This window comes from Bacillus sp. FSL K6-1000 (genome assembly GCF_038630785.1).
Classification (GTDB): domain Bacteria; phylum Bacillota; class Bacilli; order Bacillales; family Bacillaceae; genus Bacillus; species Bacillus safensis.
On the sequence record NZ_CP152042.1, the window covers coordinates 646,251 to 673,109 of the forward strand.

31 protein-coding genes, 1 pseudogene, 2 riboswitches and 1 other annotated feature (1 of these 35 cut by a window edge) are annotated in these 26,859 nt (G+C 41.5%); of the genes and pseudogenes, 23 read left to right on the plus strand and 9 right to left on the minus strand.

What is annotated here, in order from left to right; genetic code table 11:
• Nucleotides 1-35, minus strand: a binding site (T-box leader); it reaches 229 nt to the left of the window's first position.
• A 225-nt stretch (nt 36-260) separates the two neighbouring features.
• Complete coding sequence (locus MHI46_RS03210; protein WP_126681408.1) at nt 261-1,148, minus strand: helix-turn-helix domain-containing protein; 888 nt, start codon at nt 1,146-1,148, stop codon at nt 261-263.
• Between the two features lie 156 nt (nt 1,149-1,304).
• Between MHI46_RS03210 and MHI46_RS03215 the strand changes: the two genes are divergently transcribed.
• Nucleotides 1,305-1,511, plus strand: a complete 207-nt coding sequence (locus MHI46_RS03215) for a hypothetical protein (RefSeq protein WP_342503103.1) — start codon at nt 1,305-1,307, stop codon at nt 1,509-1,511.
• A gap of 15 nt (nt 1,512-1,526) precedes the next feature.
• Here MHI46_RS03215 and MHI46_RS03220 read toward each other — a convergent pair whose 3' ends face one another.
• Nucleotides 1,527-2,744, minus strand: a complete 1,218-nt coding sequence (locus tag MHI46_RS03220; protein WP_260775399.1) for an MFS transporter — start codon at nt 2,742-2,744, stop codon at nt 1,527-1,529.
• Between the two features lie 220 nt (nt 2,745-2,964).
• Here MHI46_RS03220 and MHI46_RS03225 point away from each other — a divergent pair, with 220 nt between their 5' ends.
• On the plus strand, nt 2,965-3,408 hold the full coding sequence (locus MHI46_RS03225; RefSeq protein ID WP_260775400.1) for an Lrp/AsnC family transcriptional regulator: 444 nt from the start codon (nt 2,965-2,967) through the stop codon (nt 3,406-3,408).
• Nucleotides 3,407-3,728, plus strand: a pseudogene (locus tag MHI46_RS03230) (GNAT family protein); the annotation flags it as partial. The gene MHI46_RS03225 and the pseudogene MHI46_RS03230, both read left to right, overlap by 2 nt.
• A gap of 123 nt (nt 3,729-3,851) precedes the next feature.
• On the opposite strand, the gene MHI46_RS03235 reads toward MHI46_RS03230, so the two are convergent.
• From MHI46_RS03235 to MHI46_RS03255, 5 genes are all read right to left on the minus strand, one after another.
• Nucleotides 3,852-4,763, minus strand: a complete 912-nt coding sequence (locus tag MHI46_RS03235) for a hypothetical protein (protein ID WP_260775401.1) — start codon at nt 4,761-4,763, stop codon at nt 3,852-3,854.
• A gap of 40 nt (nt 4,764-4,803) precedes the next feature.
• On the minus strand, nt 4,804-5,520 hold the full coding sequence (locus MHI46_RS03240; protein WP_260775402.1) for a CPBP family intramembrane glutamic endopeptidase: 717 nt from the start codon (nt 5,518-5,520) through the stop codon (nt 4,804-4,806).
• 94 nt (nt 5,521-5,614) lie between these two features.
• Nucleotides 5,615-6,025 carry a hypothetical protein gene (locus MHI46_RS03245; RefSeq protein WP_260775403.1) on the minus strand — a complete coding sequence of 137 codons (411 nt, stop codon included), beginning with the start codon at nt 6,023-6,025 and terminating at the stop codon, nt 5,615-5,617.
• A gap of 5 nt (nt 6,026-6,030) precedes the next feature.
• The gene (locus MHI46_RS03250) at nt 6,031-6,483 is read right to left on the minus strand and encodes a LytTR family DNA-binding domain-containing protein (protein ID WP_224930591.1); all 453 of its coding nucleotides are present in this window, start codon (nt 6,481-6,483) and stop codon (nt 6,031-6,033) included.
• 5 nt (nt 6,484-6,488) lie between these two features.
• Nucleotides 6,489-7,055 carry a GNAT family N-acetyltransferase gene (locus MHI46_RS03255; protein WP_212040330.1) on the minus strand — a complete coding sequence of 189 codons (567 nt, stop codon included), beginning with the start codon at nt 7,053-7,055 and terminating at the stop codon, nt 6,489-6,491.
• A 131-nt stretch (nt 7,056-7,186) separates the two neighbouring features.
• On the opposite strand from MHI46_RS03255, the gene MHI46_RS03260 reads away from it, so the two are divergent.
• Nucleotides 7,187-7,756: a hypothetical protein gene (locus MHI46_RS03260; protein ID WP_260775404.1), complete on the plus strand. Its 570-nt coding sequence runs from the start codon at nt 7,187-7,189 to the stop codon at nt 7,754-7,756.
• Nucleotides 7,757-7,801: 45 nt separating this feature from the next.
• Here MHI46_RS03260 and MHI46_RS03265 read toward each other — a convergent pair whose 3' ends face one another.
• Nucleotides 7,802-7,975 carry a hypothetical protein gene (locus tag MHI46_RS03265; RefSeq protein ID WP_058837855.1) on the minus strand — a complete coding sequence of 58 codons (174 nt, stop codon included), beginning with the start codon at nt 7,973-7,975 and terminating at the stop codon, nt 7,802-7,804.
• 179 nt (nt 7,976-8,154) lie between these two features.
• Here MHI46_RS03265 and MHI46_RS03270 point away from each other — a divergent pair, with 179 nt between their 5' ends.
• Complete coding sequence (locus MHI46_RS03270; RefSeq protein WP_260775405.1) at nt 8,155-8,700, plus strand: RNA polymerase sigma factor; 546 nt, start codon at nt 8,155-8,157, stop codon at nt 8,698-8,700.
• Complete coding sequence (locus MHI46_RS03275; RefSeq protein WP_260775406.1) at nt 8,669-10,117, plus strand: DUF4179 domain-containing protein; 1,449 nt, start codon at nt 8,669-8,671, stop codon at nt 10,115-10,117. The genes MHI46_RS03270 and MHI46_RS03275 overlap by 32 nt, the downstream gene beginning before the upstream one ends.
• A gap of 18 nt (nt 10,118-10,135) precedes the next feature.
• Here MHI46_RS03275 and MHI46_RS03280 read toward each other — a convergent pair whose 3' ends face one another.
• Nucleotides 10,136-11,323, minus strand: a complete 1,188-nt coding sequence (locus MHI46_RS03280) for an MFS transporter (RefSeq protein ID WP_260775407.1) — start codon at nt 11,321-11,323, stop codon at nt 10,136-10,138.
• Nucleotides 11,324-11,423: 100 nt separating this feature from the next.
• Between MHI46_RS03280 and MHI46_RS03285 the strand changes: the two genes are divergently transcribed.
• The 17 genes from MHI46_RS03285 to purN all read left to right on the plus strand — a co-directional run bounded on the left by MHI46_RS03285 (nt 11,424) and on the right by purN (nt 26,849).
• A complete protein-coding gene (locus MHI46_RS03285) occupies nt 11,424-12,329 on the plus strand; it encodes a LysR family transcriptional regulator (RefSeq protein WP_342503104.1) in 906 nt (301 codons plus the stop codon).
• Between the two features lie 107 nt (nt 12,330-12,436).
• Nucleotides 12,437-12,538, plus strand: a riboswitch (purine riboswitch).
• A 144-nt stretch (nt 12,539-12,682) separates the two neighbouring features.
• The gene (locus tag MHI46_RS03290) at nt 12,683-14,008 is read left to right on the plus strand and encodes an NCS2 family permease (RefSeq protein WP_034282847.1); all 1,326 of its coding nucleotides are present in this window, start codon (nt 12,683-12,685) and stop codon (nt 14,006-14,008) included.
• A 207-nt stretch (nt 14,009-14,215) separates the two neighbouring features.
• The gene (locus MHI46_RS03295) at nt 14,216-14,377 is read left to right on the plus strand and encodes a hypothetical protein (protein ID WP_166644707.1); all 162 of its coding nucleotides are present in this window, start codon (nt 14,216-14,218) and stop codon (nt 14,375-14,377) included.
• Between the two features lie 11 nt (nt 14,378-14,388).
• Nucleotides 14,389-14,568: a YezD family protein gene (locus MHI46_RS03300; protein ID WP_047202807.1), complete on the plus strand. Its 180-nt coding sequence runs from the start codon at nt 14,389-14,391 to the stop codon at nt 14,566-14,568.
• 220 nt (nt 14,569-14,788) lie between these two features.
• Nucleotides 14,789-15,580: a hypothetical protein gene (locus tag MHI46_RS03305; RefSeq protein ID WP_260775412.1), complete on the plus strand. Its 792-nt coding sequence runs from the start codon at nt 14,789-14,791 to the stop codon at nt 15,578-15,580.
• A gap of 205 nt (nt 15,581-15,785) precedes the next feature.
• A complete protein-coding gene (locus MHI46_RS03310) occupies nt 15,786-16,340 on the plus strand; it encodes a DUF2179 domain-containing protein (protein ID WP_024424505.1) in 555 nt (184 codons plus the stop codon).
• A complete protein-coding gene (locus MHI46_RS03315) occupies nt 16,337-16,537 on the plus strand; it encodes an NETI motif-containing protein (RefSeq protein ID WP_012009137.1) in 201 nt (66 codons plus the stop codon). The genes MHI46_RS03310 and MHI46_RS03315 overlap by 4 nt, the downstream gene beginning before the upstream one ends.
• A 79-nt stretch (nt 16,538-16,616) precedes the next feature.
• A riboswitch (purine riboswitch) is annotated at nt 16,617-16,718 on the plus strand.
• A gap of 169 nt (nt 16,719-16,887) precedes the next feature.
• A complete protein-coding gene (gene purE / locus MHI46_RS03320) occupies nt 16,888-17,376 on the plus strand; it encodes a 5-(carboxyamino)imidazole ribonucleotide mutase (RefSeq protein WP_039183007.1) in 489 nt (162 codons plus the stop codon).
• Nucleotides 17,369-18,511 carry a 5-(carboxyamino)imidazole ribonucleotide synthase gene (gene purK / locus MHI46_RS03325; RefSeq protein ID WP_041087070.1) on the plus strand — a complete coding sequence of 381 codons (1,143 nt, stop codon included), beginning with the start codon at nt 17,369-17,371 and terminating at the stop codon, nt 18,509-18,511. The genes purE and purK overlap by 8 nt, the downstream gene beginning before the upstream one ends.
• Nucleotides 18,508-19,803, plus strand: a complete 1,296-nt coding sequence (gene purB / locus MHI46_RS03330; protein ID WP_024426701.1) for an adenylosuccinate lyase — start codon at nt 18,508-18,510, stop codon at nt 19,801-19,803. Before purK ends, purB begins: the two co-directional genes overlap by 4 nt.
• Nucleotides 19,804-19,875: 72 nt before the next feature.
• On the plus strand, nt 19,876-20,598 hold the full coding sequence (purC, locus tag MHI46_RS03335) for a phosphoribosylaminoimidazolesuccinocarboxamide synthase (protein WP_039176936.1): 723 nt from the start codon (nt 19,876-19,878) through the stop codon (nt 20,596-20,598).
• A complete protein-coding gene (purS, locus tag MHI46_RS03340; protein WP_003214349.1) occupies nt 20,591-20,845 on the plus strand; it encodes a phosphoribosylformylglycinamidine synthase subunit PurS in 255 nt (84 codons plus the stop codon). Before purC ends, purS begins: the two co-directional genes overlap by 8 nt.
• The gene (gene purQ / locus MHI46_RS03345; protein ID WP_024424510.1) at nt 20,842-21,525 is read left to right on the plus strand and encodes a phosphoribosylformylglycinamidine synthase subunit PurQ; all 684 of its coding nucleotides are present in this window, start codon (nt 20,842-20,844) and stop codon (nt 21,523-21,525) included. The genes purS and purQ overlap by 4 nt, the downstream gene beginning before the upstream one ends.
• Nucleotides 21,509-23,740, plus strand: coding sequence for a phosphoribosylformylglycinamidine synthase subunit PurL (gene purL, locus MHI46_RS03350; protein ID WP_039176940.1), 2,232 nt, complete (start codon nt 21,509-21,511; stop codon nt 23,738-23,740). The genes purQ and purL overlap by 17 nt, the downstream gene beginning before the upstream one ends.
• Nucleotides 23,716-25,146, plus strand: a complete 1,431-nt coding sequence (gene purF / locus MHI46_RS03355; protein ID WP_039183010.1) for an amidophosphoribosyltransferase — start codon at nt 23,716-23,718, stop codon at nt 25,144-25,146. Before purL ends, purF begins: the two co-directional genes overlap by 25 nt.
• A gap of 96 nt (nt 25,147-25,242) precedes the next feature.
• Nucleotides 25,243-26,283: a phosphoribosylformylglycinamidine cyclo-ligase gene (gene purM, locus MHI46_RS03360; RefSeq protein WP_024424511.1), complete on the plus strand. Its 1,041-nt coding sequence runs from the start codon at nt 25,243-25,245 to the stop codon at nt 26,281-26,283.
• Entirely contained in the window at nt 26,280-26,849 is a 570-nt protein-coding gene (gene purN, locus MHI46_RS03365) for a phosphoribosylglycinamide formyltransferase (RefSeq protein ID WP_041108687.1), read from the plus strand. Before purM ends, purN begins: the two co-directional genes overlap by 4 nt.
• Nucleotides 26,850-26,859 lie beyond the last annotated feature (10 nt).

Consider the following 26,859-nt stretch of genomic DNA (forward strand, 5'->3'; position numbering starts at 1 on the left):
TTTCGGCAAGTACTATTCCTTATCATCGCATTCTAATTTTTCTGATTTTTTCTATTATACCAAGTTTACAAAAAAGAGATAGGGATAGAGATATCTTTTTTAATTGATTTTTTTTGTCCTCTGGGTGCCTATCTTCATTTTTAATCCTCTTCACCAAATAAAAATCCAAGGCCACAAATAAAGGTGAGTGAATTCATAGCGAACAATAAAATCGCACCAATTTTTTTCATGGCAATGAACCTCCTCTTAAATTCAGTCTGCTAGCCTTCAAAATTTAAATTCACTGGTTCATCCTCTAAATCATCCACAGCGTTTTGTTCTGTCACTGGCACACTTTCATCTACCGTTTTAAAACTAAGTTCGTCCATCCAAATGTGACCTTGACCATGTAGTAATATGCCAAACGCAATCACTTCACTTTTTACTGGAACATCTAGAACTACACTAAAATGATTCCAGCTGTTTGTTCCTGTAATGGGACGGTTCATCATATTGTCAAACGCAAGAACTTCACCTGAAGAATGGTCGATTCTCATCCATAAACCAGCTGAGCCTTTCACATTTTCGCTTTTGACAAAAGCAGAAAATTGAAGGCGTTCTCCACGGTAACGATCAGACTTAATTTGCTGCATCAATGTCGCGAATCCTCGTGCTTTTTCATCCTTTGATTTCAGGTAAGCTGAGGTAGTACCACTGTGTACAATTCTGTCATCCAAACCTGTTTCATAATCAGATGGTGTTTCTCCCGTCATAATCCAGCCAGTAGGTGTGTTCTTATTTGCAGCCATATTCGTTTCCTCCTTATCAATGACATTCCTTAGTAATCTCCGATAACGTGCGGGTGACATATCATAGATCTTCTTAAAGGCTCTAGTGAAGGATTCCTGTGAACCAAAACGATACTGCAATGCGATATCAATCGCCCTTTGGTCCGTATGGATTAAATCCTTCGCCGCTTGGGTCATCCGTCGTTCCCTTATATAATCCACAACGGATTTCTTAATCACTTTTTTGAACATACGGTGAAAGTGAAACCTAGAATAACCAGCGTGTTTCGCTAGAGTTTGAAGCGGTAAATCATCTTTCAGATGCTGTTCAATATAATTTAATGTTTCTTGAATCGTTTTCTCATGTTCTTGATAGGACAACCGAGCACCTCCTTGCCTTACGAGTTTAGTATAGCGGAAATAATTTTTAAGAAACTTGACTTTTTGTGCTATGTTGTAATATCAAAGAACGGAGGAAAAGCATTTTAAGAAATAAAAAAGAAAACCTTGTACCTTCTGTTGTTCGTATAGGTGAATATGAAAGCTATTTTACATGAAATTGAAGAAGCGTTCGGATATGAGTCTGAGCGCTTCAAAAGTGTGATTCACGCTGAAGGCAGGTTTTTTCTCTTATTTATTCTGTCAAACTATACGGAACGGCAACGTAGGCATCTTGAAAAAATCTCAACTCGTATCGTGAATGAAGAGAAGTATATTAACCGATATGAAGATGGAACCACCTAGTGATATAAGGGGATTCTAGCTCTTTTTAGTTTTCAAAGGAAATCCATAAACATTTGAACGAAATGCTACTAGTAACCCAAGTGCAATGAGGAATAACATGACCACTGGAATAGAACTTACGTCAAATGATTCCATCATAATAGCTCCAATTGCACTCCCGCCGCCAATAGCCAGATTCCAAACAGTAACAAGCATAGATTGAGCAAGATCAGCACCTTGTTTCGCATGATCTGCTATTGCTGTCTGCGTGAGTGTTGCTGTCCCTCCAAAGGTTAACCCCCATAAAGCAACAGCAACATAAATGATAGTAGGCTGACTAATTCCAATACCTAACGCTAATGTTGCCAATCCAAACCCAGCAAGACTCATTAAAACCAAAGTGCGTAATATTCGTTCAATGAATACACCTATCATCCAGATTCCAATTAAAGATGTAACGCCAAAAATGAGTAAGACCAAATCAACCCGCTGGGAAAGACCCGCTTCTGATAGATATGGTGCAATGTAAGTATAAAGTATATTATGAGAAAGTACCCAAGCCAATACAACAAACAGAATGGGACGAACACCAGGAGTAACAAACACCTTGTATAGGCTCATTCGCTTTTCTGGAGTTTGTCCTGGGAAGTCTGGGATTTTCCAAAAAATCCATAAAATTGATAATGCGGCTAGTGATGACATGATACCAAAGACAATTCTCCAACCAACAAGGGAGCCAAGAAATGTCCCAACTGGTAGACCAAATGCTAATGCAAAAGAAGTACCAATCATAGCTATAGCCATAGCTTTTCCTTTCAATGACTTCGGTGCCATCAGCCGTGCATATCCCGCTGTCATTCCCCACAGTATTCCCGCCGTTACACCCGCAAAGAAACGAACTATTAGAGTTAAAGTCAGACTAGAAGAAAGGGCTGTAATCGTATTAAATACAAGGAATCCAGTCATACATAAAAGAAGCAATGGTTTCCTATTCCAACCTTGTGTTGCTGCTGTAATTGGAATAGCTGCAATGAGTGAGCCCAAAGCATAAGCCGTAACAAGTTGACCTGCTAGGGATTCTGACACATCAAGTCCTTTACTGATCGGTATCAATAGGCCTGCTGGTATTGTTTCCGTAAGAGCACATATGAATCCGGCCATAGCTAGTGCAATTAAACCAGTCCAAGGTAGACGTTCTGAAGATGATGTATAAGGTTTTTGATTTGGTTTATTTAAATTAAAATGATTATCCATTTGTAAAAAGTCCTCCCGATTCGTTAATGAAATTAATTATACTAACGGGCATTTGATTTTTACATGTGATAATCAAGGTATTGGTCTAAAATTAACTTTGAAATTAAGGAAATTCAATGATATTGGTTATGAATTGTAATATAATGACTTGTAGAGCATATTATTCTAAATAGTTATGGTGAAATGTCAGTATCATCTAATCACATGGAGGAATCATTATATGGATAGTATTGATAGAGATATATTAAAGTGTTTACAGTCAGATGCTAGGTTGTCAATGACTTCCCTTGGAAGATTGATAGGGCTGTCTCAACCAGCAGTTACAGAAAGGGTGAAAAGATTAGAAGAGCAGGGGGTGATAAAGGGGTATAGTGCTGTCGTTTCAAATGAGAAAGTTGGAAAACCCATAGTGGCTTTTATCCTGTTCCGAACCAACACATGCAATCATTTCGTTGATTATTGTAAGGGTGCTTCACAAGTAGTAGAATGTCACCGAATTAGCGGAGAATTCAATTATTTGATTAAAGTAGTAGCGGAATCCATAAAGGATCTTGAATTATTTGAAAATGAGAGTTTGAAGTATGGGACTTCCACTACATTGATTTCCTTATCATCACCAATAGAAAGCAAACCTCTGATACCAAATTTAATAGCAAATATTTAAGGACAAGCCTCATATGCTAACTGGCATAATCGAAACAACGGACCTCAATCAAAAAATGAATGCGGTGACGATTGGCTATTTCTTGGCGGAGGAACATAGGGATATGGGCATCGCAACAGAAGCAGTCTTCTAAACTAGTGAAATTTCTGTTTGAAGAGATTGATATCAATAGAATTCAGGCGGAGGTCAGCCAGCAAACGAGGTATTAAAAAAAGTCCTTTTAAAAAATGGTTTTATTAAAGAAGGGATGCTTAGACAAGCAGCTGTTTTATGGTATAGAAACATATATCATCCTGAAAGAGGATTACATCAATCAATAAGTTCGATAACATGATGCTGATATGACGCTTAGGATATCGGCTTTTTGTTATGATCTAATTTTCTGTTTTCGGAATTCTTTTTAGAAAATAAAAAAGCGAAGCACTGAGCTCGCTCATTTCTATTTATTTCATTTCATTGGAAAATTGCAATCGCATATCTTTCAGTTCATCATAAAAATTGAAGTGCTGTAACTTCAATTCTTCACAGACTTTTTTAATAATCCATTTGCCCCGTTCTTCAATCCTAAGATTGACTTTATGTAGATATTCACTTAATTCTTGTTCATCTTGAGGTTTTAATCGATTGTAACTTCCGGTTCCTTCAAAATGACCTTCCCAAAATTCACTCACTGTCCATTCTTCATCATTGTTCACATAAGGTTCGAGGAAATATAGTTCCACGAACTGTTTCCAACATCCTAATGGTTTAAAAAAGTCAAAGAATGATTGTAATGTCACATCCCAATAATCTTGAGAGAAACTGTATCGACCAGAATTCATCCAATGAGGTAATACAGTGAAATTTCCAATACAATGAGAAGAAGTAGCGAATTTTTCAAACGCTACAATATTATCTTTGATCTGTTTAAACTCTTTGAATTTCTCATTAGAAATCAATAAATGACATTGATCTTTAAGAGATTTTTTTGGGTTAATGCCCATTTCATTGTATAAAGCGTCTTTATTTTCTGAGCTGATCACACTGTTTTTATAAGTTGTCCAAAACGAATTCATTGTTTCGCCGCGGACCAAATCATAATAATCTAAATGATGCTTTGATTCAAGCTCTGGGTCATTCTCTGTACCCCATAGTAATTGATAAATGTGAAAAGGTTCTTTATCACAATCAGCCTTACTACGAGGTTTAACTGTAGCTTTGAGTTTACCTATTTTATACTCTAACATGATCTTAATTGGTGATATATCTTTTATCGACTCTTTGATATAACTTTGTTTAAAATCCCATGCCCAAGGCTTTATTTCAAGTTCTTCGCACTTTTTAAACCAGTCTTCTATCCACCTGTAATTCGTCATTTCTTTCCTCCTGTTCTACCTATCTACCATGATTAAACATTCAATTTTTTATTCTTAATTTTCTCCACAACACCACCGCAAGAACAAGCAAAATGACACATTGAATTGACAGTAAAAGCATTTGCAATTCCACAGATGTTTGCCCATTTGTCATTTGATCCACGATATTATGCACTGCGTGCCATATGATGACCCATTGCAGGCTGTTTGTGAGTGCCACAATTTCAGCTGCAACGAATCCAAATAAGAAGGCGAATAGGATTTGAGCAACGGTTAAGGTGAGGCTTTTTCCACTTAAAAGATTCGCAGCATGACCAAGACTGAATAGTACGGCGGAACCCCATATGGCGGTGCTTAGATTGATTTGCTTTAAATATTGAAACAGAATGCCGCGAAAAATACCTTCTTCAAAAATACCGACACAGACCATGAAGAAGCAAAGTGCCGTAAAGGAAGAGAGGGATAAATCCGTGTTTAATCCAGCGATGAACGGGATGGCCTCGATGATAAGGATGGGAATGACCCACATCCCGAGAGCCCCTTTTCGGTAGCCTATTTCTTTCAAGTGAAAACGGCTTTTCTGAATAATCAATAGAAGAAAAAGACACCCAGCCAGCATGGCACAGCCATTGATGATATAGATGGTCATAGGATCGGTCACTTCTTTGATGGATATATAGACACCTGCACTTGTTGGAATAATTAAAGAAAACAGCAGTAGAAGCACAGCTTTTCGAATGATTGTCATTGGTTTCATTGTTGATTCCTCCTCTAATGTCAGAGTAGTGGAATCAAGCAGAAGCCTCAATTAAATCTTCCTAACCTGTCAATTTTTAACCCTAAGATGCATATTAAGATGTAGTTCGTTTTTTTCGCTGCTGTAAAAGGTCATTGATTTCCGCAGCGGTTGCCTGATCTTTTTTATACAATAGGTACTTAATTAAAAAGAATAATGCCATGACCACAAGGAAATTCACGATGAACGAAAGGAGACTGATTTCACTGCTGACGATAATGATAGTTGTCATTATCATACACATCACAAGGACAATATATAGGATTTGTTGAAAAAGAATCCGTTGATGGCTATATGTTTGTTTTGGGTATAGCAAGAAAGTCAGGGCGCTTGAAAAAAAGGAATTGGAAATGATCGCTTCTAAAATGTAAATCGGCATCGATCCAAATGTGAAACAGTAAATCAACACTAAGGCTGTAAAGATCATACAAAATGTGATCAAAAGATTGATGATGTAACGTTTCATTCTATTCACTTCCTCCGTAATCCAAGCTTCTCTTTTAATGCTTGAATATAAAAACGTGAAATCATTACTTTTTCTTCATTTTTAAGGCTTGCTTCAAAACGGCCACTTGTTTTAGGAGAAATGAAGGCGATAGAATCAATATTCAGAATCATCGATTTCGAGATTCTGACATAATCATGCGCTTCAAGGTGTTCTTCAAGTTCAAATAACTTTTCCTTTATGAGAAAAACCCCGTCTGTCGTATACAAAAACGATTTTTTATCAACACTTTCAATATATAAAATGTCGTGATAATAGATTTTTTTCATGCTTTCTTTCTCAGGGTCTTTCGCTAGGAAGAAGGGGGCTGATTGCTCCACTTGCTGGACAAGCTTTTCAATCGTCGGATTGAGCTCATAAATGTGAAAAGAAACATATTCTGATTGCGGCTTTTGAATGAAATGAATATCAGTTTTCATTTGTTTTATTTGTAATCCCTCTTCAAAATCGAATACATAAACACATCATCAAACCCATTTTGACCAAGATCATACTCCCTCAATAAACCCTCTCGTACAAATTTAATCTTCTCCAATAATTGAACAGAGGATGTATTAGCTGGATCAATTATCGCTTCAATCCGATTCAGATTCATTTCCTGAAACCCATATCGTAACACCGCAGCAATCGCCTCGCTCATAATGCCTTTTCTCCAATGATCGTGATGCAATTCATAGCCAATTTCCGTGCGGCAGTGCTGTTTTTCCAAGTTAAGAAATCCACAGCTGCCGACGATCGCAGGATCATCTTTTAAAGAAATGCCCCAGCGGATGCCTGTTTGTTCTTTGAAGATGTTGTCATACCACTGGATTTCTCCTTTTGTGTCTTCAATCGTTTTATGAGCATCAATTCCCATGTAGCGGCACACGGTTTCATTGGATAAATAGATGTGCATATCCTCAGCGTCTTCGATCGTCGCTTGTTTTAAGATTAGTCTTTCGGTATGTATTGTTGGAAATGATTGCGGGAATACCAGTTCACGTCTAGTCATATTTTTCTCCTTGTGCAATTTTATTTAAATTATACCTGTACTGGTCGATTTTGTGTAATGCTTTGGTGTAATATGAGAATATGATTGTGGGAATAATTCACAAACGAATTCGATAAAAGAGGATAATTGAAATGGGCATTTTTCTAATTATGATCGTCATCGTGATGATCGCCGTATCTTTAGTGATCTATTTATTTATAAAGGGAATCATTCAATCTAAAGTGCTAGTGATTGTAGGTTCTGTTTTAGGAGGAACCGCACTATTTGTTTGGGTGGCTATGTTTTTTAATTTTCACTCTGTATCTTTAATAAATGAATCGTTAGGTCATTTTAAGATCGGTGAAAAATTTGAGGGAGATCATACTTTTGCGGAGAATACTCAATTCTCTCATCCTAAACAGAGTGTCTATATGGAAAAAGAAAATCAAGATTTTGTAGTATCAGTTGATCAACATCATCGAGTTACATCTATTTACAATCAGTCAAAACAGAAAACTCTTCAAACATCTAAGGGAGTTAAAATAGGAGAAGATTATTCATCTGTGATACAAACATATGGAGAGCAATTCAAGAAGCTCTGGTTTGTCGAAGGGTATAGCAAAGGTATACAATATCAAGATCAATCAAACGGTATCATTCTAGAGTTCTTTTTCAATGACAATAAACTAGCACTCATTGAACTTCGTAGTAAGCGGAAATAAAAAAGTAGAAAGTAAAAACAAGCATTTTAATTGAAATGCTTGTTTTTATGTTGCTTTTCCATAACATGCCTTACAATAAAAAACCCCTTCATTCCTCAGCCAAGCCTTTACCTCTGTCATTCCACGTCTCTTTGGATAGATGAGCTTGACGTACACTTCTTCGTTACCTTCTATCTTCTTCTGACAGCTAGCACACGCGGGTTCTTCAAAGAGAAACAATCGGCATACTCCTTTTTGTACATATTTTTTCCATTATATCAAATGTTCGACATGATCTTTGCTGCTCGTTCTTCACTTTTTCTATTTTTGTCCGACATATGCTACGTGAAAGAAATTTCCGTTTGTTGAAACCGTTTGAGAGAAAGCTTGCTCTAACAGGTGTAGGAGGTGTGAGTGAGATGAAGCAAGTGCGTCTAATTAAAAAAGCACAAAAAGGGAATGTCCCGGCATTTGAGAAATTAATGCTGATGTATCAGGAGCGTTTATATAAAACGGCTTTTCTCTATACAAGAAATAAAGAGGATTCGTTAGATGCTGTTCAAGAGACGGTATTTAAAGCGTTTAAGCATCTATCTGGCTTAAAAGAGCCGGCTTATTTTTCTAGCTGGCTGACGCGGATTTTGATTCATACGATTTTTGCGATGAAGAAAAAGCAGCAAGATGTTGTTCCGTTTGAACAGCATCACGAGAGCGTTGAGCGTCATGATTTTTTGGAAGACAAGCTTGATTTAAAAAATGCACTAGATGTATTAGATGAGCAATATCAGCTCGTGATTCAGCTATTTTATTTTCAAGATTATTCGATTTCAATGATTTCTGAACAGATGGGTGTGCCCGAAGGAACAGTCAAAACTCATTTGTATCGAGCAAGAAAGCTATTAAAGCAAACATTGGAGAAGGAGGAGAGTGTCGATGGAACGAAAAGAAATGAAAAAGCTTTATGATGAGATTGATGTACCAATGGTTGAAGTAACCTCTGCGATTCGCCAAGCAATAGGAGATGTAAAAGCGGAACAGAAAAGACATTGGTTCAAATGGAACTGGAGAACGCCAATATACTCTGTCCTCGTTCTCATCGTCCTTTACTTTTCATCAGGTTTCCTTTTTCCTTCTCTTAATACAGCAATGGCTCGAGTGCCGTTTGTTGGACAGTTATATATGATGTTTCACGATAAAGTAGGAATGTCTCTTTTTCAGAGTGAGTTGGTGAAGCATGTCAATGAGGGGGCTGAATCAAGAGGGGTTACTGTGAAAGTGAACAGTGTGTACTATGATGCCGGGCGGCTTGTTTATACGTTTACTGTGGAGAATTTGAATACAAAGGAAGATTCTGTACCATTCATAGTCAACAACTTCGATCGTATAAATGACACTTTCCAACCGAGTTACGACAATCAGGGATTGAAAAAAATGAAAGATGGCCGCTATGTTGGGCAGACGGAAGTCTATACAAATGGACAAACGATCAAACAAGGTCAGCAAGTACCGCTTGTTATTTCGAAGATTGGGGATATTGTAGGGAATTGGCGCTTCAAGTTACCTGTGGTCAAGCAAAAAACCACTTTATTAGCGGGACAAAAAGACGTGTCTATTTTAAATGGAAGTTATCAAATAAGAAACGTAAAGGTAGAAAATGGAGTGAATGGCTCTGCTATTCAATATGCCATTGATTACAATGGTTTTGCCAAAGATGATAGTGTTAGTATTGATAGAATGAAGGATAATTTAGGGAATGAGTATGAGCTTGAGATTGGAACCGTTTTAAGAAAAAAACAACTGACTTCTGACAAAACTAGAAAAGATCATTTGACAATTTTGAATCAGCCGATCAATCCAAAGGCGACTGAATTGACATTTTACACAGATGTGAGATACGAACGAGAATACAGCCACATCATTCCTCTCAAGACAAAGCTGCCTGTTCAGTTCAAAACAAAACACCATGGCATCGGAATCAAAATCATTAAGATAGAGCAAAAAGACCGTTCTGTGATTGTTGATTATCAATTTACTGGAGTAGATCAAAAAGAATTAGATCAGGATGTGATGGAGAATATAGGTGAATTCATTGGATTAGGCGATGTTGAAAAGATGAAATCATGGCCCGATCCACAAGCAGACTATGAAAGCGGATATTACTTGAAGGGGAACCATGCGAAGGTGACGAATTTAAAGACAGCTTCCATGCAATCCACCTTTGAATTTGATGATAAGAATTTAGAGACTTTATCATTAAACCATTTTTCTTTTAAAGAATATGGGCTTTATCTTGATTTGACTGAACTGAACATGTTGGCACCACAGAAAGAGATAAAGGTAACCATTCCAGTCAAAAAAGAAACTTCAAAAGCTAGTCAATAAATAAGAGAGCGAACATGATTACACATGTTCGCTTTTTGTCTGTTGTTCTACCAGTCGATGACGATTGAACGAATACCGAATCAACATCAACGCCACAAAACTAGCTATCCCACCAATCCAACTTAAATTCGTTACATTTGTATACTGAATAATCACGCCGCCCATAGACGATCCGAGCATCATGCCGATGTTCATAATCGCTGTATTAAAGCTCAGCACGGTTTCTGATGCTTGTGGTTTAAGGGAGATTAGATAAAATTGCTTCGCTGGTGTTGTTGTCCATGTAGCGATGCCCCAAATGGCAAGCGTGATCAAGACGCTAATTGTAGAGAATTGAGTAAAAAATAAGGTAAAGAGAGCGAACATCTGGATCATGATGCTGATCGAGATGGTTCGGTTTGGTCCCCATTGATCGACGGCGAATCCGCCAAAACGTGAGCCAATAAAAGCAGAAATTCCTAAGACGAGCAAGGCAATGCTTGTCATTTCAAGTGAAAAGCCGGCGGTCTGTCTTAATAATGGAGAGATATAAGCAAAGACCATCGTGTAGCCTAAGATCCAAAAGACGGTTGTTGCTAGGCCGCTGATTACCCTGCGGTCTTGAAGAATGTGTAATTGCTGCTTTAATGGCAGATGAGAATGTCCCTCTATGCGTGGCAACAATTGATAAAGAAGCAAGAAGAGACAAGCAGTACCTAGTGCAATGATGAGAAAAATATAGTGCCAATCCACTTGACCTGATAGAAATGTTCCAATCGGCACACCAAGTACGAGTGAAACGGTGAATCCAGTGATGACCGTCGCCATTGCACTTCCCTTTTTTTCTGGCGGGGCGATCTGCGCTGCATAATTCGTGGCAACGACAATATATAAGCCGCCGCTCATGGCCATGATGACGCGAGATAGCAGGAGCAGCACAAAATGATGGCTGAAAAAGGCGAGCATATTGCCTAAAATAAACACAAAAATAGCCGCTAACAAAACTTTTTTTCGGTTCAGTTTCGACGTTGCCATGACTAAAAAGAGAGCGCCTACTGCATAAAAAAGAGAATAGACGGTGATGAGCTGTCCGGCAGCAGGAATGGAGATGTGTAAATCGACAGCAATGATATCTAGAATGCCTGACACGACGAATTCTGACGTGCCTGTGACAAATGAACCGACAGCTAAAAGAATGATCAATAGCTGATGAGATGTGTTTTTCATTTTGAACCCTTCCTTCATGTTGATACGTTGTCTTTAGTTTAAATTCCGTGCTAACATAAGTAAAATTGATGTTTTTCATGAAGGAGATGAGTAAATACTCATGAGCTTTGTTCGTTTTGATATTATCGCAAAAGTTGTGGAGCTTGGCAGTTTTACAGCAGCAGCTGAAGCATTAAATATGACGCAGTCAGCTGTGAGTCATGCAGTGGCGAATTTAGAGTCAGAGTGGGGTGTGTCTTTATTCATTCGCGACCGAAAAAAGGGCATTATGCTGACGGACATTGGTCAAACGCTTCTCCCGCATATTAGAGAAGTGTTAAATAGAGTGGAGAAAATCCAGCAAGAAATTGCGTTAACGAAAAATATTGAAACAGGTTTGATTCGGATCGGCACATTTGCCAGTGCCTCTGCCTGTTTATTGCCTAAGCTGCTTGTGAGCTATCAGAAAAAACATCCAAAAATCGAATTTAAATTCTATGAGGGAACGTATGAAGAAATATTGGAGTGGCTGGATTCTGGCATCATTGATGTTGGATTTGTTGTGAAAGGCCATGCGGATGAAGCCTTTGATTTACTGCCGCTTATGAAAGATGAGATGGTCGTCGCTTATCACCCAAATCATCGATATGAACAGCAGCCCATTGTAGATATAACGGATTTGGCGGGTGAACCATTTATTATGCCGACTGGCATGTATCAATCACATGTAGAGGATATTTTTTCGGAGGCGCAAATGAAGCCGGCTGTTTTATTTGAAGTTCATGATTGTACGACCATTGCTCGTATGGTAGGGGAAGGACTCGGCGTCACGATTGGTCCGGAGTTGTTTTTAAAAACGCAGCAGCTTGTGCATATTCGTCAGCTGAATGTCTCTCATCATCGTGAAGTTGCGCTCGCCTGTCCTTCACTCACCCAAGCTTCTCCGGCAGTGAAAGAGTTTTTCCGTGTAGCCGAAACAGTATTTGCCAAAAGAGAAGGTTTAGGAGAAGGGTGTATAAAGAAATAGATGTGAATTTCCAAATTCGTGTAATAAGACGAATGAAGCGGACATTTCTTTGAAAAATGTTCGCTTTTCGTATTGTGTTTTAAAAATGAAGTTGGTACAATAGACACAGAAATCAAATAGATAGAAGTCGTATAATCGCGGGGATATGGCCCGCAAGTTTCTACCAAGCTACCGTAAATGGCTTGACTACGTCAATTCACACTCGTTTGATATAAATCATGCATTGTTCTTGTTTTATGTCACAGTCTGAATTCACATATGTAGTCAAGCGTCCCAAAATTGTTGGGGCGTTTTTTATTTGACTAGTGAATGGGGCAGGCTAAAGCAAAAGGACATGAAGGGAGTCAGTTGGCTTGAAACAGTTTTTTCAGTTTGATGAGTTAGGAACGAATTACCGCAGAGAAATCATCGGTGGTTTAACCACATTTTTGTCGATGGCTTACATTCTGTTTGTTAATCCGATCACACTTGCATTAGTGTCGGTACCGGATTTTCCAGATAAATTACGTATTGATCAGGGCGCTGTCTTTACAGCAACGGCGTTAGCTTCTGCTGCAGGGTGTATCCTGATGGGATTGATCGCCAGGTATCCAATTGCGATTGCACCAGGTATGGGTCTCAATGCGTTCTTCGCCTTTTCGGTTGTGCTTGGCATGGGCATTAAATGGGAAGCAGCACTTTCGGGTGTGTTTGTTTCAGGATTGATTTTCGTAGCCCTTTCTTTAACAGGTTTCCGTGAAAAAATCATCAATGCCATTCCGGCTGAGCTGAAGCTGGCGGTTGGTGCAGGTATTGGTTTGTTCATTACGTTTGTCGGTCTTCAAGGCTCTGGCATTATCGCCAATAATGATAATACGCTCGTTTCGATTGGGAACATTCATAGTGGTCCTGTCTTGTTAACGGTGTTTGGTATCGTTGTGACGGTCATTTTAATGGTTCTTCGAGTGAATGCAGGTGTCTTCATTGGGATGCTTGTGACAGCTATTGCTGGGATGATCTTTGGTCTTGTGCCAGTACCATCTCAAATTGTGGGAAGTATTCCAAGCTTGTCTCCAACCTTTGGTCAAGCCTTGATTCACTTGCCAGAAATTTTCTCCATCCAAATGCTTGTCGTGATTTTGACGTTCCTATTCGTTGGGTTCTTTGATACAGCTGGTACACTTGTGGCTGTGGCAACACAGGCTGGTTTAATGAAAAATAATGAGCTGCCTCGTGCAGGAAGAGCACTGCTAGCGGATTCTTCTTCTATTGTTGTAGGTTCTGTTCTTGGGACATCTACAACGACATCTTATGTTGAATCTAGCTCAGGTGTTGCTGCTGGTGCACGTTCTGGTTTTGCAGCGGTCGTCACAGGCATTTTCTTCTTGCTTGCGATGTTCTTCTCACCACTTTTATCCATCGTTACATCGAATGTGACAGCACCTGCTTTAATTATTGTCGGTGCACTGATGGTCGCTCCGCTTGCAAAGATTGCATGGGATCGTTTTGAAATTGCGGTACCAGCGTTCTTAACGATGATTATGATGCCACTGACATACAGTATTGCAACAGGGATTGCGGTTGGCTTTATTTTCTACCCGATTACGATGATCTTTAAAGGGAAAGCCAAAGAAGTGCATCCAATCATGTACGGATTGTTTGTCATCTTTATTCTATATTTCGCTTTCTTAAATCATTAATTGAACATCTGAAACAGCAGCTCATGGGGCTGCTGTTTTTTTGTTAAAAAAATCAAAACATAGTTGACTTATAGGAATTATGTGTTTATGATAAAAAGACATAATTCGCTGATTGGATCACCAAAGGCGCTTTGATTTCCTTTTTTAATAGAAGGTTTCAGGGTGCCTTTTTTTCTTGCAGACATTCAAAAGGGGAGGAGATGTCTTTTGTCACGCTGGCTTAGACAGGTGATTGAACGAAAAAAGCAGGTGCTGATTCAAAAGCTCCTTTTATGGGGGCATGAAGAAAAGCAGGAGGCGCTCATGCATTACACGATTCATGAGCTGGAAAATGAAGTTCTCTATTTAAAAGAGCGAAAACAAAAATAGGGGGATGAGCGATGGATGAACAAAAGCTGAATTATATTTTATCTGCCTTAAAAGGGATCGACTATGGATCAGTAGTCATCACCATTCATAATGGCCATATTACACAGGTCGATACGACCAAAAAGACTCGGTTCCCCGCTCATCAGGAGAATCTCCGAGTTCAGCAAGGAAAGCGGAGTCACTATCGTTGACCATGTATTTCAACATTGATAAAAAGCTGATGGAGGCCGTCAGCTTTTTTGTTTTGTCTTATTTTCTCTCCATTTTAAAACCTCTGCTGGCTTTTATCCGTCTATTCGTATGAACGTCAAGGAATCTTGACTGAATAGAGAGACTCCGCTACTTTAAGAGGAGTCATCCGAACAGTTCATTCACTTGAACCTGTAAGGATTGGATAGGAGTTGATATGAGATGTTAGAGAAAGATCAAGATCAGGGGACATCTGAAAAGAAAAATGAAGAGTCATCAATAGATCAAGAAACAAGGCAATCCCGCCTCAGCCGCAGCGCTGCAAAACGTGGAAGAACCTCAAAATCAGCAGATGATGAGCGTTCAACCATCCAGCGTATGCTGCAAGGTGTAGGAGGCGCGTTTAAACGCTATGGTTCATATGGACTGGCGATGTTAAAATCACCGAGTCAGGCCATCAATCAAGCGGAAACATTGCGTATGAAGTACGCCTGGATCTCGATTGTGTTATTCAGTGTGTTTTTTGCTTTAGGCAACTATGTTCAATTAAAGGCGTCAAAAACCCGTTTATTAGGCTTTGGCATTCATTATTCTTTTGGTGACGCCTTTTTGAGGGTTGCAGTCTTTACACTCATTGTGTTGACATTGATGATGCTCACTGTCTGGCTGCTCGGAAAATACATGCTAAAAGGAAACATATCACTGAAAGAAGTGATCATGAAGTTTGGTGCTGCGCTTGTGCCGGTGTTGGTTTTATCCATCCTTTGGCTTGTATTTGCCATGCTGAATATTCCATATGTGACCGTCATATTATCCGTGATGATGTTTGTCGGCCTTCAGTTGATTGCGGTCGTGCTCTTTCGCTCGATTCAATCGGAGCATGATGCCGAACGTGGAGATTTGATGTATGCAGGCTGGGTCTTTTTATTGGTTGAGCTTGTCATCATCGCGCTGCTCTGGGGCATAGTCGGGGAGTATTTGATTCCATCACTTGTTCCTGTTCGATTCGGATAAAACACACCTGAAAACCTCCTTTTTTGAAAAAGGGGGTTTTCATGTTGAGAAGAGAAAAAAACGGGTAAACTCTTGGTAACAAACACCACCCTTGTTGTCGAAAGATATATGTGTTTTGATCGCGTAAATTTGATTGTATCAAGGTATGTTCTCTAGTAGAATATGGGGTGCTTTATTTGATTTTTTAGTGCAGGGGGTTCGAATCGTGCTTCAACAACTTTTATCCAATGCGTTCACCATGGTTTTAATCATTTTAGTGATTAATATTGTCTATGTTTCTTTTTCCACCATGCGTTTGATTTTAACGATGAAAGGCAGACGGTACGCAGCTGCTTTTGCGGGTACGATCGAAATGCTCATTTATGTCATTGGGTTAAGTATCGTTCTAGATAACTTAGATCAAATACAAAATGTCATTGCGTATGCCCTAGGTTATGGAATGGGGATCATTGTCGGGATGAAAATTGAAGAGAAGCTGGCACTTGGCTACACAACTGTTAACGTGATCACAAAAGAATTGGATGTCGATCTCCCAAGACAATTGAGAGAAAAAGGATATGGTGTCACCAGCTGGGTAGCAGGCGGTCTTGAAGGAGACCGGACAGCATTGCAAATTTTAACACCGAGAAAATATGAACTGCAATTATATGAAACGATTAAGACGCTGGATTCAAAGGCGTTTATCATTTCATATGAGCCCAAATCGATTCACGGCGGCTTCTGGGTGAAGGCTGTGAAGAAAAGGAGAATTAAAGAATGACCGCAAAACCAAAGAAGAAAAAATTCTATGTGGAAGACAACATGACGATTGATCAAGTGTTGTCCCAGATGGCAGCGGAAGGCTACTCGCCTGTCCGACGAATGGAGGAACCGATTTTTCAAGAAAAGAAGGAAAATGGGTCGATTCAGATCATTCCGATTGGGAAAAAAATCGTATTCGAAGGAAAAATAGTCTAAATCCGAACATTAAAACGACGACTTCATAGATTGTTCGATAAATCCGTTGACATCATGAACATCCGTTGTTAAGATAAACATGAAATCAAAACACGAGCCTCATATAATCTTGGGAATATGGCCCATAAGTTTCTACCCAGTTACCGTAAATGACTGGACTATGCAGGATAGTGAACAAAACTGACATGGCAATTCAAAAGCGAACAGCGCTTACCATGGCCCGGTTTGTGTTGCTTCCTAACAATGCAATGCAAATCGGGCCTTTTTGTTCGGCGTTTGACAAGCTGCTTAGGTTTGGGAAGCGTGTCAAACGATACAAAATCGAATATCAGCTTAAAGGTGGGGACAAAATGAAGCCGCTTGTAGGTGTCATCATGGGAAGTACATCTGATTGGGAAACAATGAAAAATGCGTGCGACATCTTAGAGGAATTAAACATTCCGTACGAAAAACAGGTAGTATCCGCACACCGGACACCTGACTTGATGTTTGAATATGCGACTGAAGCAAGAGGTAAAGGACTAAAGGTCATCATTGCCGGTGCTGGAGGCGCAGCACATTTACCGGGGATGGTCGCAGCAAAAACGACACTGCCGGTCATTGGTGTGCCTGTACAATCAAAAGCACTAAACGGTCTGGATTCCTTATTATCCATCGTTCAAATGCCAGGCGGTGTACCAGTTGCTACAGTAGCAATCGGCAAAGCCGGTGCAACAAATGCAGGCCTTCTTGCCGCACAAATGATTTCAGCATTTGATGAAACAATTGCAGCTCGCCTTGAAGAAAGAAGAGAGCAGACAAAACAGACTGTACTAGAAAGCAGTGATCAGCTTGGCTAAGCAGACCATTTTTCCAAACGCAACCATCGGTATCATTGGCGGCGGACAGCTTGGCAGATATATGGCTGTCAGCGCAAAGCAAATGGGGTACCGGGCAGCAGTTCTAGACCCGGTCACACAATCTCCTTGCGGACAGGTTGCCGATACAGAAATCACAGCCGCATATAGTGACCTTGAAGCGATTCGAAAGCTGGCAGAAATCAGCGATGTGGTGACTTATGAGTTTGAAAATATTGATTATGATGCACTGAATCAGCTCAAGGAAGAAGCCTATTTACCACAAGGAAGCGACCTTCTCCTTTTAACTCAAAATCGTGAGACCGAGAAAAAAGGGATTGTAGACGCAGGCTGTGAAGTAGCACCTTACCGCATCATTCATGATGAAAAAGAGCTGGAAGATGCCGTGGACGCGCTCGGTTTGCCAGCCGTGCTGAAAACATGCAGAGGCGGCTACGATGGAAAAGGACAGTACGTCATCAAAGAAAAAGGACAGCTGAAGGAAGCTGCTGCACTGCTCACACATGGAACATGTATTTTAGAAAGCTGGGTTCCATTCCAAATGGAGCTTTCGGTGATCGTCACTCGTTCTGTTCATGGAGAGATCGCCGTATTTCCAGTCGCTGAGAACATTCATAAGCATAATATTTTGTTCCAAAGCATTGTGCCTGCAAGGGTAGAGAACCGCATTCAGGAGAAGGCGAAAGAACTTGCAACAACACTGGCTGAAAAGCTGGGGCTGGTTGGTACTCTTGCTGTAGAACTGTTCCTGACAAATGACGGAAAGCTGCTCGTCAATGAACTGGCACCACGCCCGCATAATTCTGGCCATTATACGCTCGATTTATGTGAGACAAGTCAGTTTGAACAGCACGTCCGCGCTATATGTGGTCTGCCGCTTGGCGGTACAGCCCTTTTATCAGAGGGGATGATGGTGAATTTATTAGGCGATGAAGTGGACATTCCAAAAGAGCATCCTGAGCTTCTCAAAGAAGCGAAGCTTTATCTATATGGAAAGCATGAAGTAAAAGCCGGCCGCAAAATGGGGCATATGACGTTTATGAAACAGCTCGATGATGAATGGATGACAAACATCACAAAGATATGGACTGAAAGAGATGGAGGAAACGGGAAATGATCGAACGTTACGCACGACCAGAAATGTCAGCAATCTGGACAGAGGAAAACAAATTTAATGCATGGCTTGAAGTAGAAATTCTCGCTTGTGAAGCTTGGGCAGAGCTTGGCGTCATTCCGAAAGAAGACGTTGTGACAATGCGCAAAAATGCAAGCTTTGATATTGGACGTATTCTGGAGATTGAACAAGACACGCGCCACGACGTGGTTGCCTTTACGCGTGCTGTATCTGAATCTCTAGGAGAAGAAAGAAAGTGGGTTCATTACGGATTAACATCGACAGACGTAGTGGATACGGCGCTTTCATATCTATTAAAACAGGCGAATGATATCTTGCTCAAGGACATTGAGAGATTTGTTGACATACTAAAAGAAAAAGCAAAAGAGCACAAATATACCGTCATGATGGGCCGTACACACGGTGTACACGCTGAACCGACAACATTTGGCCTGAAGCTTGGTCTTTGGTACGAAGAAATGAAGCGTAACCTAGAACGTTTTAAACAAGCAAAAGCTGGCATTGAATACGGCAAAATCTCTGGAGCTGTTGGCACATATGCGAACATCGACCCGTTTGTTGAGCAATATGTGTGTGAGAAACTTGGCATCAAAGCTGCACCAATTTCAACCCAAACCTTGCAGCGTGACCGCCATGCAGATTACATGGCTACTCTTGCTTTAGTGGCAACGAGCATTGAGAAATTTGCTGTTGAAATTCGTGGTCTTCAAAAGAGTGAAACACGTGAAGTAGAAGAGTTCTTCGCAAAAGGACAAAAAGGATCATCAGCGATGCCGCATAAGCGTAACCCAATCGGTTCTGAGAATATGACGGGAATTGCCCGCGTGATCCGAGGATATATGCTGACAGCTTATGAAAATGTACCGCTTTGGCATGAGCGTGATATTTCTCATTCATCTGCTGAGCGCATCATTTTACCAGATGCCACGATTGCACTGAACTATATGCTCAACCGTTTCTCAAACATCGTGAAAAACTTGACGGTCTTCCCTGAGAACATGAAACGCAACATGGACCGCACACTTGGCTTAATTTACTCACAGCGCGTTCTTCTTGCACTAATTGATACAGGCATGGCACGTGAAGAGGCATATGACACGGTTCAGCCAAAGGCAATGGAAGCGTGGGAGAAGCAAGTGCCGTTCCGTTCATTAGTAGAAGCAGAAGAAAAAATCACGTCACGCTTAACACCTGAACAAATCGCTGACTGCTTCGATTACAACTATCATTTGAAAAATGTCGATATGATTTTCGAACGTCTAGGTCTTGCGTAAGAAATGGGCCGCCTGCTCGCCAGGCGCCCAATCCTGAAAATTGCCAACATTCAAATTAGGAGGCCAACCTGAATGACTGTGAAACAAGAACTTCTCTACGAAGGCAAAGCGAAAAGAATCTATCAGACCGATGACGAGCATATTTTATATGTTGAATATAAAGACTCAGCTACAGCATTTAACGGCGAAAAGAAAGCTGAAATCGAAGGCAAAGGCAGATTGAACAACGAGATTTCAAGCTTAATCTTTCAAATGCTGCATGAAAAAGGGGTCAACAATCACTTTGTAAAACGCCTTTCTGAAACAGAGCAGCTCATTCAAAAGGTGCAGATTGTTCCGCTTGAAGTCGTTGTACGAAATGTAGTGGCAGGCAGTATGTCAAAACGCCTCGGCATTCCAGAGGGAACGAAACTGGACACACCTTTGATTGAGTTTTACTACAAAGATGATGCACTCGGCGATCCGCTCATTACAGAAGATCATATTCGCATTTTACATGCAGCGACACCTGAGCAGGTAGAGGAAATGAAACAGATCACAAGACAAGTGAATGAAGAGTTAAAGCAAATCTTCTCAGATTGCCATGTGAATTTAATTGATTTCAAGCTTGAATTCGGAATAGATCATGAGAATCGTATTTTGCTAGCTGATGAGATTTCACCTGATACGTGCAGGCTTTGGGACAAAGATACAAACGAAAAGCTTGATAAAGACGTTTTCAGACGAAACCTGGGCGGCTTAACGAATGCATACGAAGAAATTTTCAAAAGACTTGGAGGCCATAAACATGTATAAAGTGAAAATTTTTGTCAGCTTAAAAGAGAGCGTTCTTGATCCACAAGGAAGTGCCGTGCAGCACGCTTTGCACAGCATGTCTTATCAGGAAGTAAAGGATGTCCGTATCGGGAAATACATGGAGCTTGTCATTGAAAAATCAGATCGTGATTTAGACACAGTCGTCAAAGAAATGTGCGAAAAATTACTTGCCAACACGGTGATTGAAGATTACCGCTATGAGGTGGAGGAGGTTGTCGCACAGTGAAGTTTGCAGTGATCGTCTTGCCTGGCTCTAACTGTGATATCGATATGTACCATGCGATTCAAGATGAGTTAGGTGAACAAGTTGAATATGTATGGCACGACGAAACGAGTCTTGACGGATTTGACGGTGTACTCGTACCAGGCGGTTTCTCCTATGGGGATTACTTAAGATGTGGTGCGATCGCCCGCTTCTCAAACATCATGCCGGCGGTGAAGAAAGCAGCTGAGGAAGGAAAACCTGTTCTTGGTGTTTGTAACGGGTTCCAAATTCTTCAGGAGCTAGGCATTCTTCCGGGGGCGATGAGACGAAATAAAGACTTGAAGTTTATCTGTCGACCAGTTGAACTCATTGTAGAAAACAACGAAACGCAATTTACAAGCGGTTATCAAAAAGGCGAATCCATTACGATTCCTGTAGCGCACGGTGAAGGCAACTTCTACTGTGATGAAGACACTCTAGCGAAGCTCATTGAACGCGGCCAAATCGCTTTCACTTACGGAGATGATATTAACGGCAGTGTGAATCGAATTGCAGGTGTAACGAATGAAGAGGGCAATGTACTCGGCATGATGCCACACCCTGAGCGCGCGGTTGATTCATTACTAGGCAGCGCAGACGGACTTAAATTGTTTCAATCTATCGTGAAAAATTGGAGGGACACTCATGTCACTACTGCTTGAACCAAGTCACAAGCAAATTAAAGAAGAGAAATTGTATCAGCAAATGGGATTGAGTGATGAAGAATTCGCTTTAATCGAATCCATTATTGGCAGGCTGCCAAACTACACAGAAACGGGCATTTTTTCTGTCATGTGGTCAGAGCATTGCAGTTATAAAAACTCAAAGCCTGTTTTAAGCAAATTCCCGACAAAAGGAGAGCACGTTCTTCAAGGTCCTGGGGAAGGCGCTGGAATCGTTGATATTGGAGACAACCAAGCGGTTGTATTTAAAATCGAATCACATAACCATCCATCTGCGATTGAACCGTATCAAGGAGCGGCGACAGGTGTCGGCGGAATTATCCGTGATGTATTCTCCATGGGTGCGCGTCCAATTGCTGTATTAAACTCTCTTCGTTTTGGTGAACTGACTTCACCGCGCGTGAAGTACTTGTTTGAAGAAGTAGTGGCAGGGATCGCAGGCTATGGAAACTGTATCGGAATTCCAACAGTCGGCGGAGAGGTTCATTTCGATCAAAGCTATGAAGGCAACCCGCTCGTGAATGCAATGTGTGTTGGACTAATCAACCATGAGGACATTAAAAAAGGGCAGGCCAAAGGTGTTGGCAACACGGTCATGTACGTTGGTGCCAAAACGGGACGTGACGGAATTCACGGTGCAACATTTGCGTCTGAGGAATTTTCTGATGAATCAGAAGAAAAACGCTCAGCTGTTCAAGTCGGTGATCCGTTCATGGAAAAACTGCTGCTTGAAGCGTGCCTTGAAGTCATCAAAAACGATGCACTCGTTGGGATTCAGGATATGGGAGCGGCTGGCTTAACAAGCTCAAGTGCGGAAATGGCGAGTAAAGCAGGTTCTGGTATCGAGATGAATCTAGATCTCATCCCGCAGCGTGAAACAGGCATGTCAGCATACGAAATGATGCTTTCTGAATCTCAAGAGAGAATGCTTTTGGTCATTGAAAAAGGCCGTGAACAAGAGATCATTGATATTTTTGAAAAATACGATCTTGAAGCGGTATCAGTCGGTCATGTGACAGACGATAAAATGCTTCGTTTACTTCACCAAGGTGAAGTGGTATGTGAGCTTCCTGTTGACGCGCTTGCAGAAGAAGCGCCGGTTTATCACAAGCCGTCAAGTGAGCCTGCCTACTATCGTGAGTTTTTAGAAACAAAAGTTGAAGCACCTGCTATCACAGATGCAGCCGACACGTTAAAGCAGCTTCTCCAGCAGCCAACAATTGCAAGTAAAGAATGGGTTTATGATCAATATGACTACATGGTTCGGACAAATACAGTCGTTGCACCAGGCTCTGATGCGGGCGTTTTAAGAATCCGTGGAACGAAAAAAGCCCTTGCGATGACAACCGATTGTAACGCACGTTATCTGTACCTTGATCCAGAGGTCGGCGGGAAAATCGCAGTCGCAGAAGCAGCACGTAACATTGTGTGCTCAGGCGCTCGTCCGCTTGCAGTAACAGATAACTTAAACTTCGGTAACCCAGAGAAACCAGAAATTTTCTGGCAAATTGAAAAATCTGCTGACGGTATTAGCGAAGCGTGCCGCAAGCTAAGCACACCAGTTATCGGTGGTAACGTCTCTTTATATAACGAATCAAATGGAACAGCCATTTACCCAACACCAGTCATTGGGATGGTTGGTTTGGTTGAAGATACAGCTCATATTACGACACAGTCGTTCCAGCAGGCTGGTGATGTAATTTTCGTGATTGGTGAGACGAAGGAAGAATTCGCAGGCAGTGAGCTTCAAAAGATGACAGAAGGCCGTATTTACGGAAAAGCACCGGAAATTGATTTGGATGTAGAGCTCACGCGTCAGGAAGCCCTTCTTGCTGCGATTCAAAACGGACTTGTTCAATCAGCACACGATGTGTCTGAAGGCGGTCTTGGTGTCGCACTTGCTGAAAGTACATTTGGAACAGACGGTCTTGGCGCTCATATCCAAATGGATTTAAACAGCGAAGCTTCATTATTTAGTGAAACACAGTCACGTTTTGTTGTCACAGTGAAACCAGAGCACCGCGAAGCATTTGCTGCGGCTGTCAAAGATGCGAAAGAAGTTGGAACGGTCACAAATGATGGTGTATTCACCGTCAAAAATCAAGAAGGACAACAATGGATTCATGCAGCGGTCAACGAACTTGAACGTGCATGGAAAGGAGCGATCCCATGCTTGCTGAAATCAGAGGCTTAAACGAAGAGTGTGGCGTCTTTGGGGTTTGGGGACACGAAGAAGCCCCGCAAATCACATATTACGGATTGCATAGTCTTCAGCACCGAGGACAAGAAGGTGCGGGAATCATTGCAACAGATGGTGAAAACCTGACGGCACATAAAGGCCTTGGACTGATTACGGAAGTCTTTCAAAACGGTGAGCTAAAGGATTTGAAAGGTAAAGGTGCAATCGGACATGTCCGGTATGCGACAGCAGGCGGAGGCGGCTTTGAAAATGTGCAGCCCCTCTTCTTCCGCTCGCAAAACAACGGCAGTCTTGCCCTTGCTCATAATGGGAACTTAGTGAATGCAACGCAATTAAAGCAGCAGCTAGAGAACCAGGGGAGTATATTTCAGACATCTTCTGACACTGAAGTGCTCGCTCATTTAATTAAGCGCAGCGGCTATATTGAATTGAAAGAGCAGATCAAAAATGCCCTGTCCATGCTTAAAGGAGCATATGCTTTCTTAATTATGACGGAAACTGAAATGATTGTGGCACTTGATCCGAACGGCTTACGTCCGCTTTCACTTGGTATGCTTGGGGACGCTTATGTCGTTGCTTCTGAAACATGTGCATTTGACGTTGTCGGCGCCACGTATTTACGAGATGTGGAGCCTGGCGAAATGCTGATCATTAATGATGAAGGCCTCAAATCTGAGCGCTTCTCCATGAATATTAACCGCAGCATGTGCAGCATGGAATACATTTATTTCTCAAGACCTGACAGCAATATCAACGGCATCAACGTGCATAGTGCGAGAAAGAACCTTGGCAAAAAGCTTGCTGAGGAAGCGCATGTCGAAGCAGATGTTGTGACAGGTGTACCAGATTCGAGTATTTCTGCAGCGATTGGATATGCCGAAGCAACAGGTATTCCATATGAGCTCGGTTTAATTAAAAACCGTTATGTCGGCAGAACCTTTATCCAGCCGTCTCAAGCATTGCGTGAGCAGGGCGTGCGCATGAAGCTGTCTGCTGTGCGCGGGGTCGTCGAAGGAAAGCGTGTCGTGATGGTGGATGATTCCATCGTACGCGGAACAACAAGCCGCCGCATTGTGACGATGCTAAGAGAAGCGGGTGCGACGGAAGTCCATGTCCGCATTAGTTCACCGCCAATTGCACATCCGTGTTTTTATGGAATTGATACGTCCACACATGAAGAGCTGATTGCTTCTTCTCATTCAGTGGAAGAAATTAGACAGGAAATCGGTGCAGACTCCATTGCATTTTTATCTGTAGACGGTTTAATGGACGGGATTGGCAGAAAGTATGATGATCCGCAGCGCGGTCAATGCTTAGCATGCTTTACTGGGAAATACCCGACTGAAATTTATGAAGATACTGTTCTTCCGCATGTGAAGGAAACAGCACTGACGAAATAATCGAATAAAGGAGCAGCAGTCAAGATGATTTGATATGCTGCTCTTTCATTCTGCTGAAAATAAATGGAAGAGAAGCAGCTAAAAGGAGTGAATGGGATGTCAGAAGCATATAAAAACGCCGGTGTCGACATCGAAGCAGGATACGAAGCCGTCAAACGAATGAAAACACACGTGGAACGTACAAAAAGAGCAGGCGTCATGGGTGCTCTAGGCGGATTTGGCGGTATGTTTGATTTATCTGAGCTGCCATACAAAAAGCCCGTTCTTGTCTCAGGAACAGATGGTGTCGGAACAAAATTAAAGCTTGCCTTTTTAATGGATCAACACGATACGATCGGTGTTGATGCCGTGGCAATGTGTGTGAACGATGTGCTGGCACAAGGGGCAGAGCCGCTCTTTTTCTTAGATTACTTAGCAGTTGGTAAAGCAGATCCGATAAAAATTGAATCAATCGTCAAAGGTGTGGCTGACGGCTGTGAGCAGTCTGGTTCAGCGCTTGTCGGCGGAGAAACAGCAGAGATGCCGGGTCTTTACACAGAAGATGAATATGATATTGCTGGTTTTTCAGTAGGCGTCGTTGAAAAGGATGAAATTGTGACAGGAGAGAGCATCAAAGAGGGGCACTTGCTTATTGGACTCAGCTCAAGCGGAATTCATAGCAATGGGTACTCTCTTGTTCGTAAAGTATTGCTGGAAGACGCTGGTCTGGATCTGCATCAAACGTATGAACCTTTTACAAGACCGCTTGGAGAAGAGCTTCTTGAACCGACCAAAATTTATGTGAAGCCTGTTCTTAAACAAGTGAAAGCCGGCAAGATTGACGGCATGGCACATGTGACAGGCGGCGGCTTTATTGAAAATTTACCGCGTATGCTGCCTGAAGGGCTTGGCGTTGAGATTGATAACGGCTCATGGCCAGTACCGCCAATTTTCTCCTTTATTCAAGAAAAAGGACAGTTAAAGGCAGAAGAAATGTTCAACGTGTTTAATATGGGCATTGGTTTTGTCTTAGCGGTAAAAGAAGATGACCTTGTCGAAGTGATCAGAGGACTTGAAGAAGACGGAGAGAAAGCATTTCTCATCGGCCGTGTTCAAAAAGGAGAAGGTGTCACATTCGGCGGTGGAAGCCTCTCATGAAGAAGTTTGCGATCTTCGCCTCTGGAAGCGGGACGAATTTTCAAGCCATTATGGATACATTAAAAAAAGAACAGTGGCAGGCAGAGGCCGCCATTGTGATTTGTGATAAACCGGGTGCAAAGGTGCTGGAGCGTGCTGAGAAAGAGGGCATTCCCTCCTTTGCCTTTACCCCGAAGGCTTTTCCGAATAAAGCCGCTTTTGAACAAACGATCATTGAACAGCTTAGGCTGCATGAAGTGGAATGGATTTTCCTTGCTGGGTATATGAGACTGATTGGTCCAACATTACTTGAAGCATTCAGAGGGAAAATTGTCAATATCCACCCGTCCTTGCTGCCAGCCTTCCCAGGGCTGGATGCCATTGGACAAGCCTATCAAGCAGGCGTCAAAGTGGCGGGTATCACCGTCCATTTTGTCGATGAAGGCATGGATACAGGTCCGATCATTGACCAAGCGTCGATTTACATCGAACAAGGGGAAGAGCTTGAATCGATTGAAAAAAGAATGCATGAACTAGAACACACACTATATCCAAAAGTGATCAAATCACTTTTAGAATTATCTTAATGAGGTGACG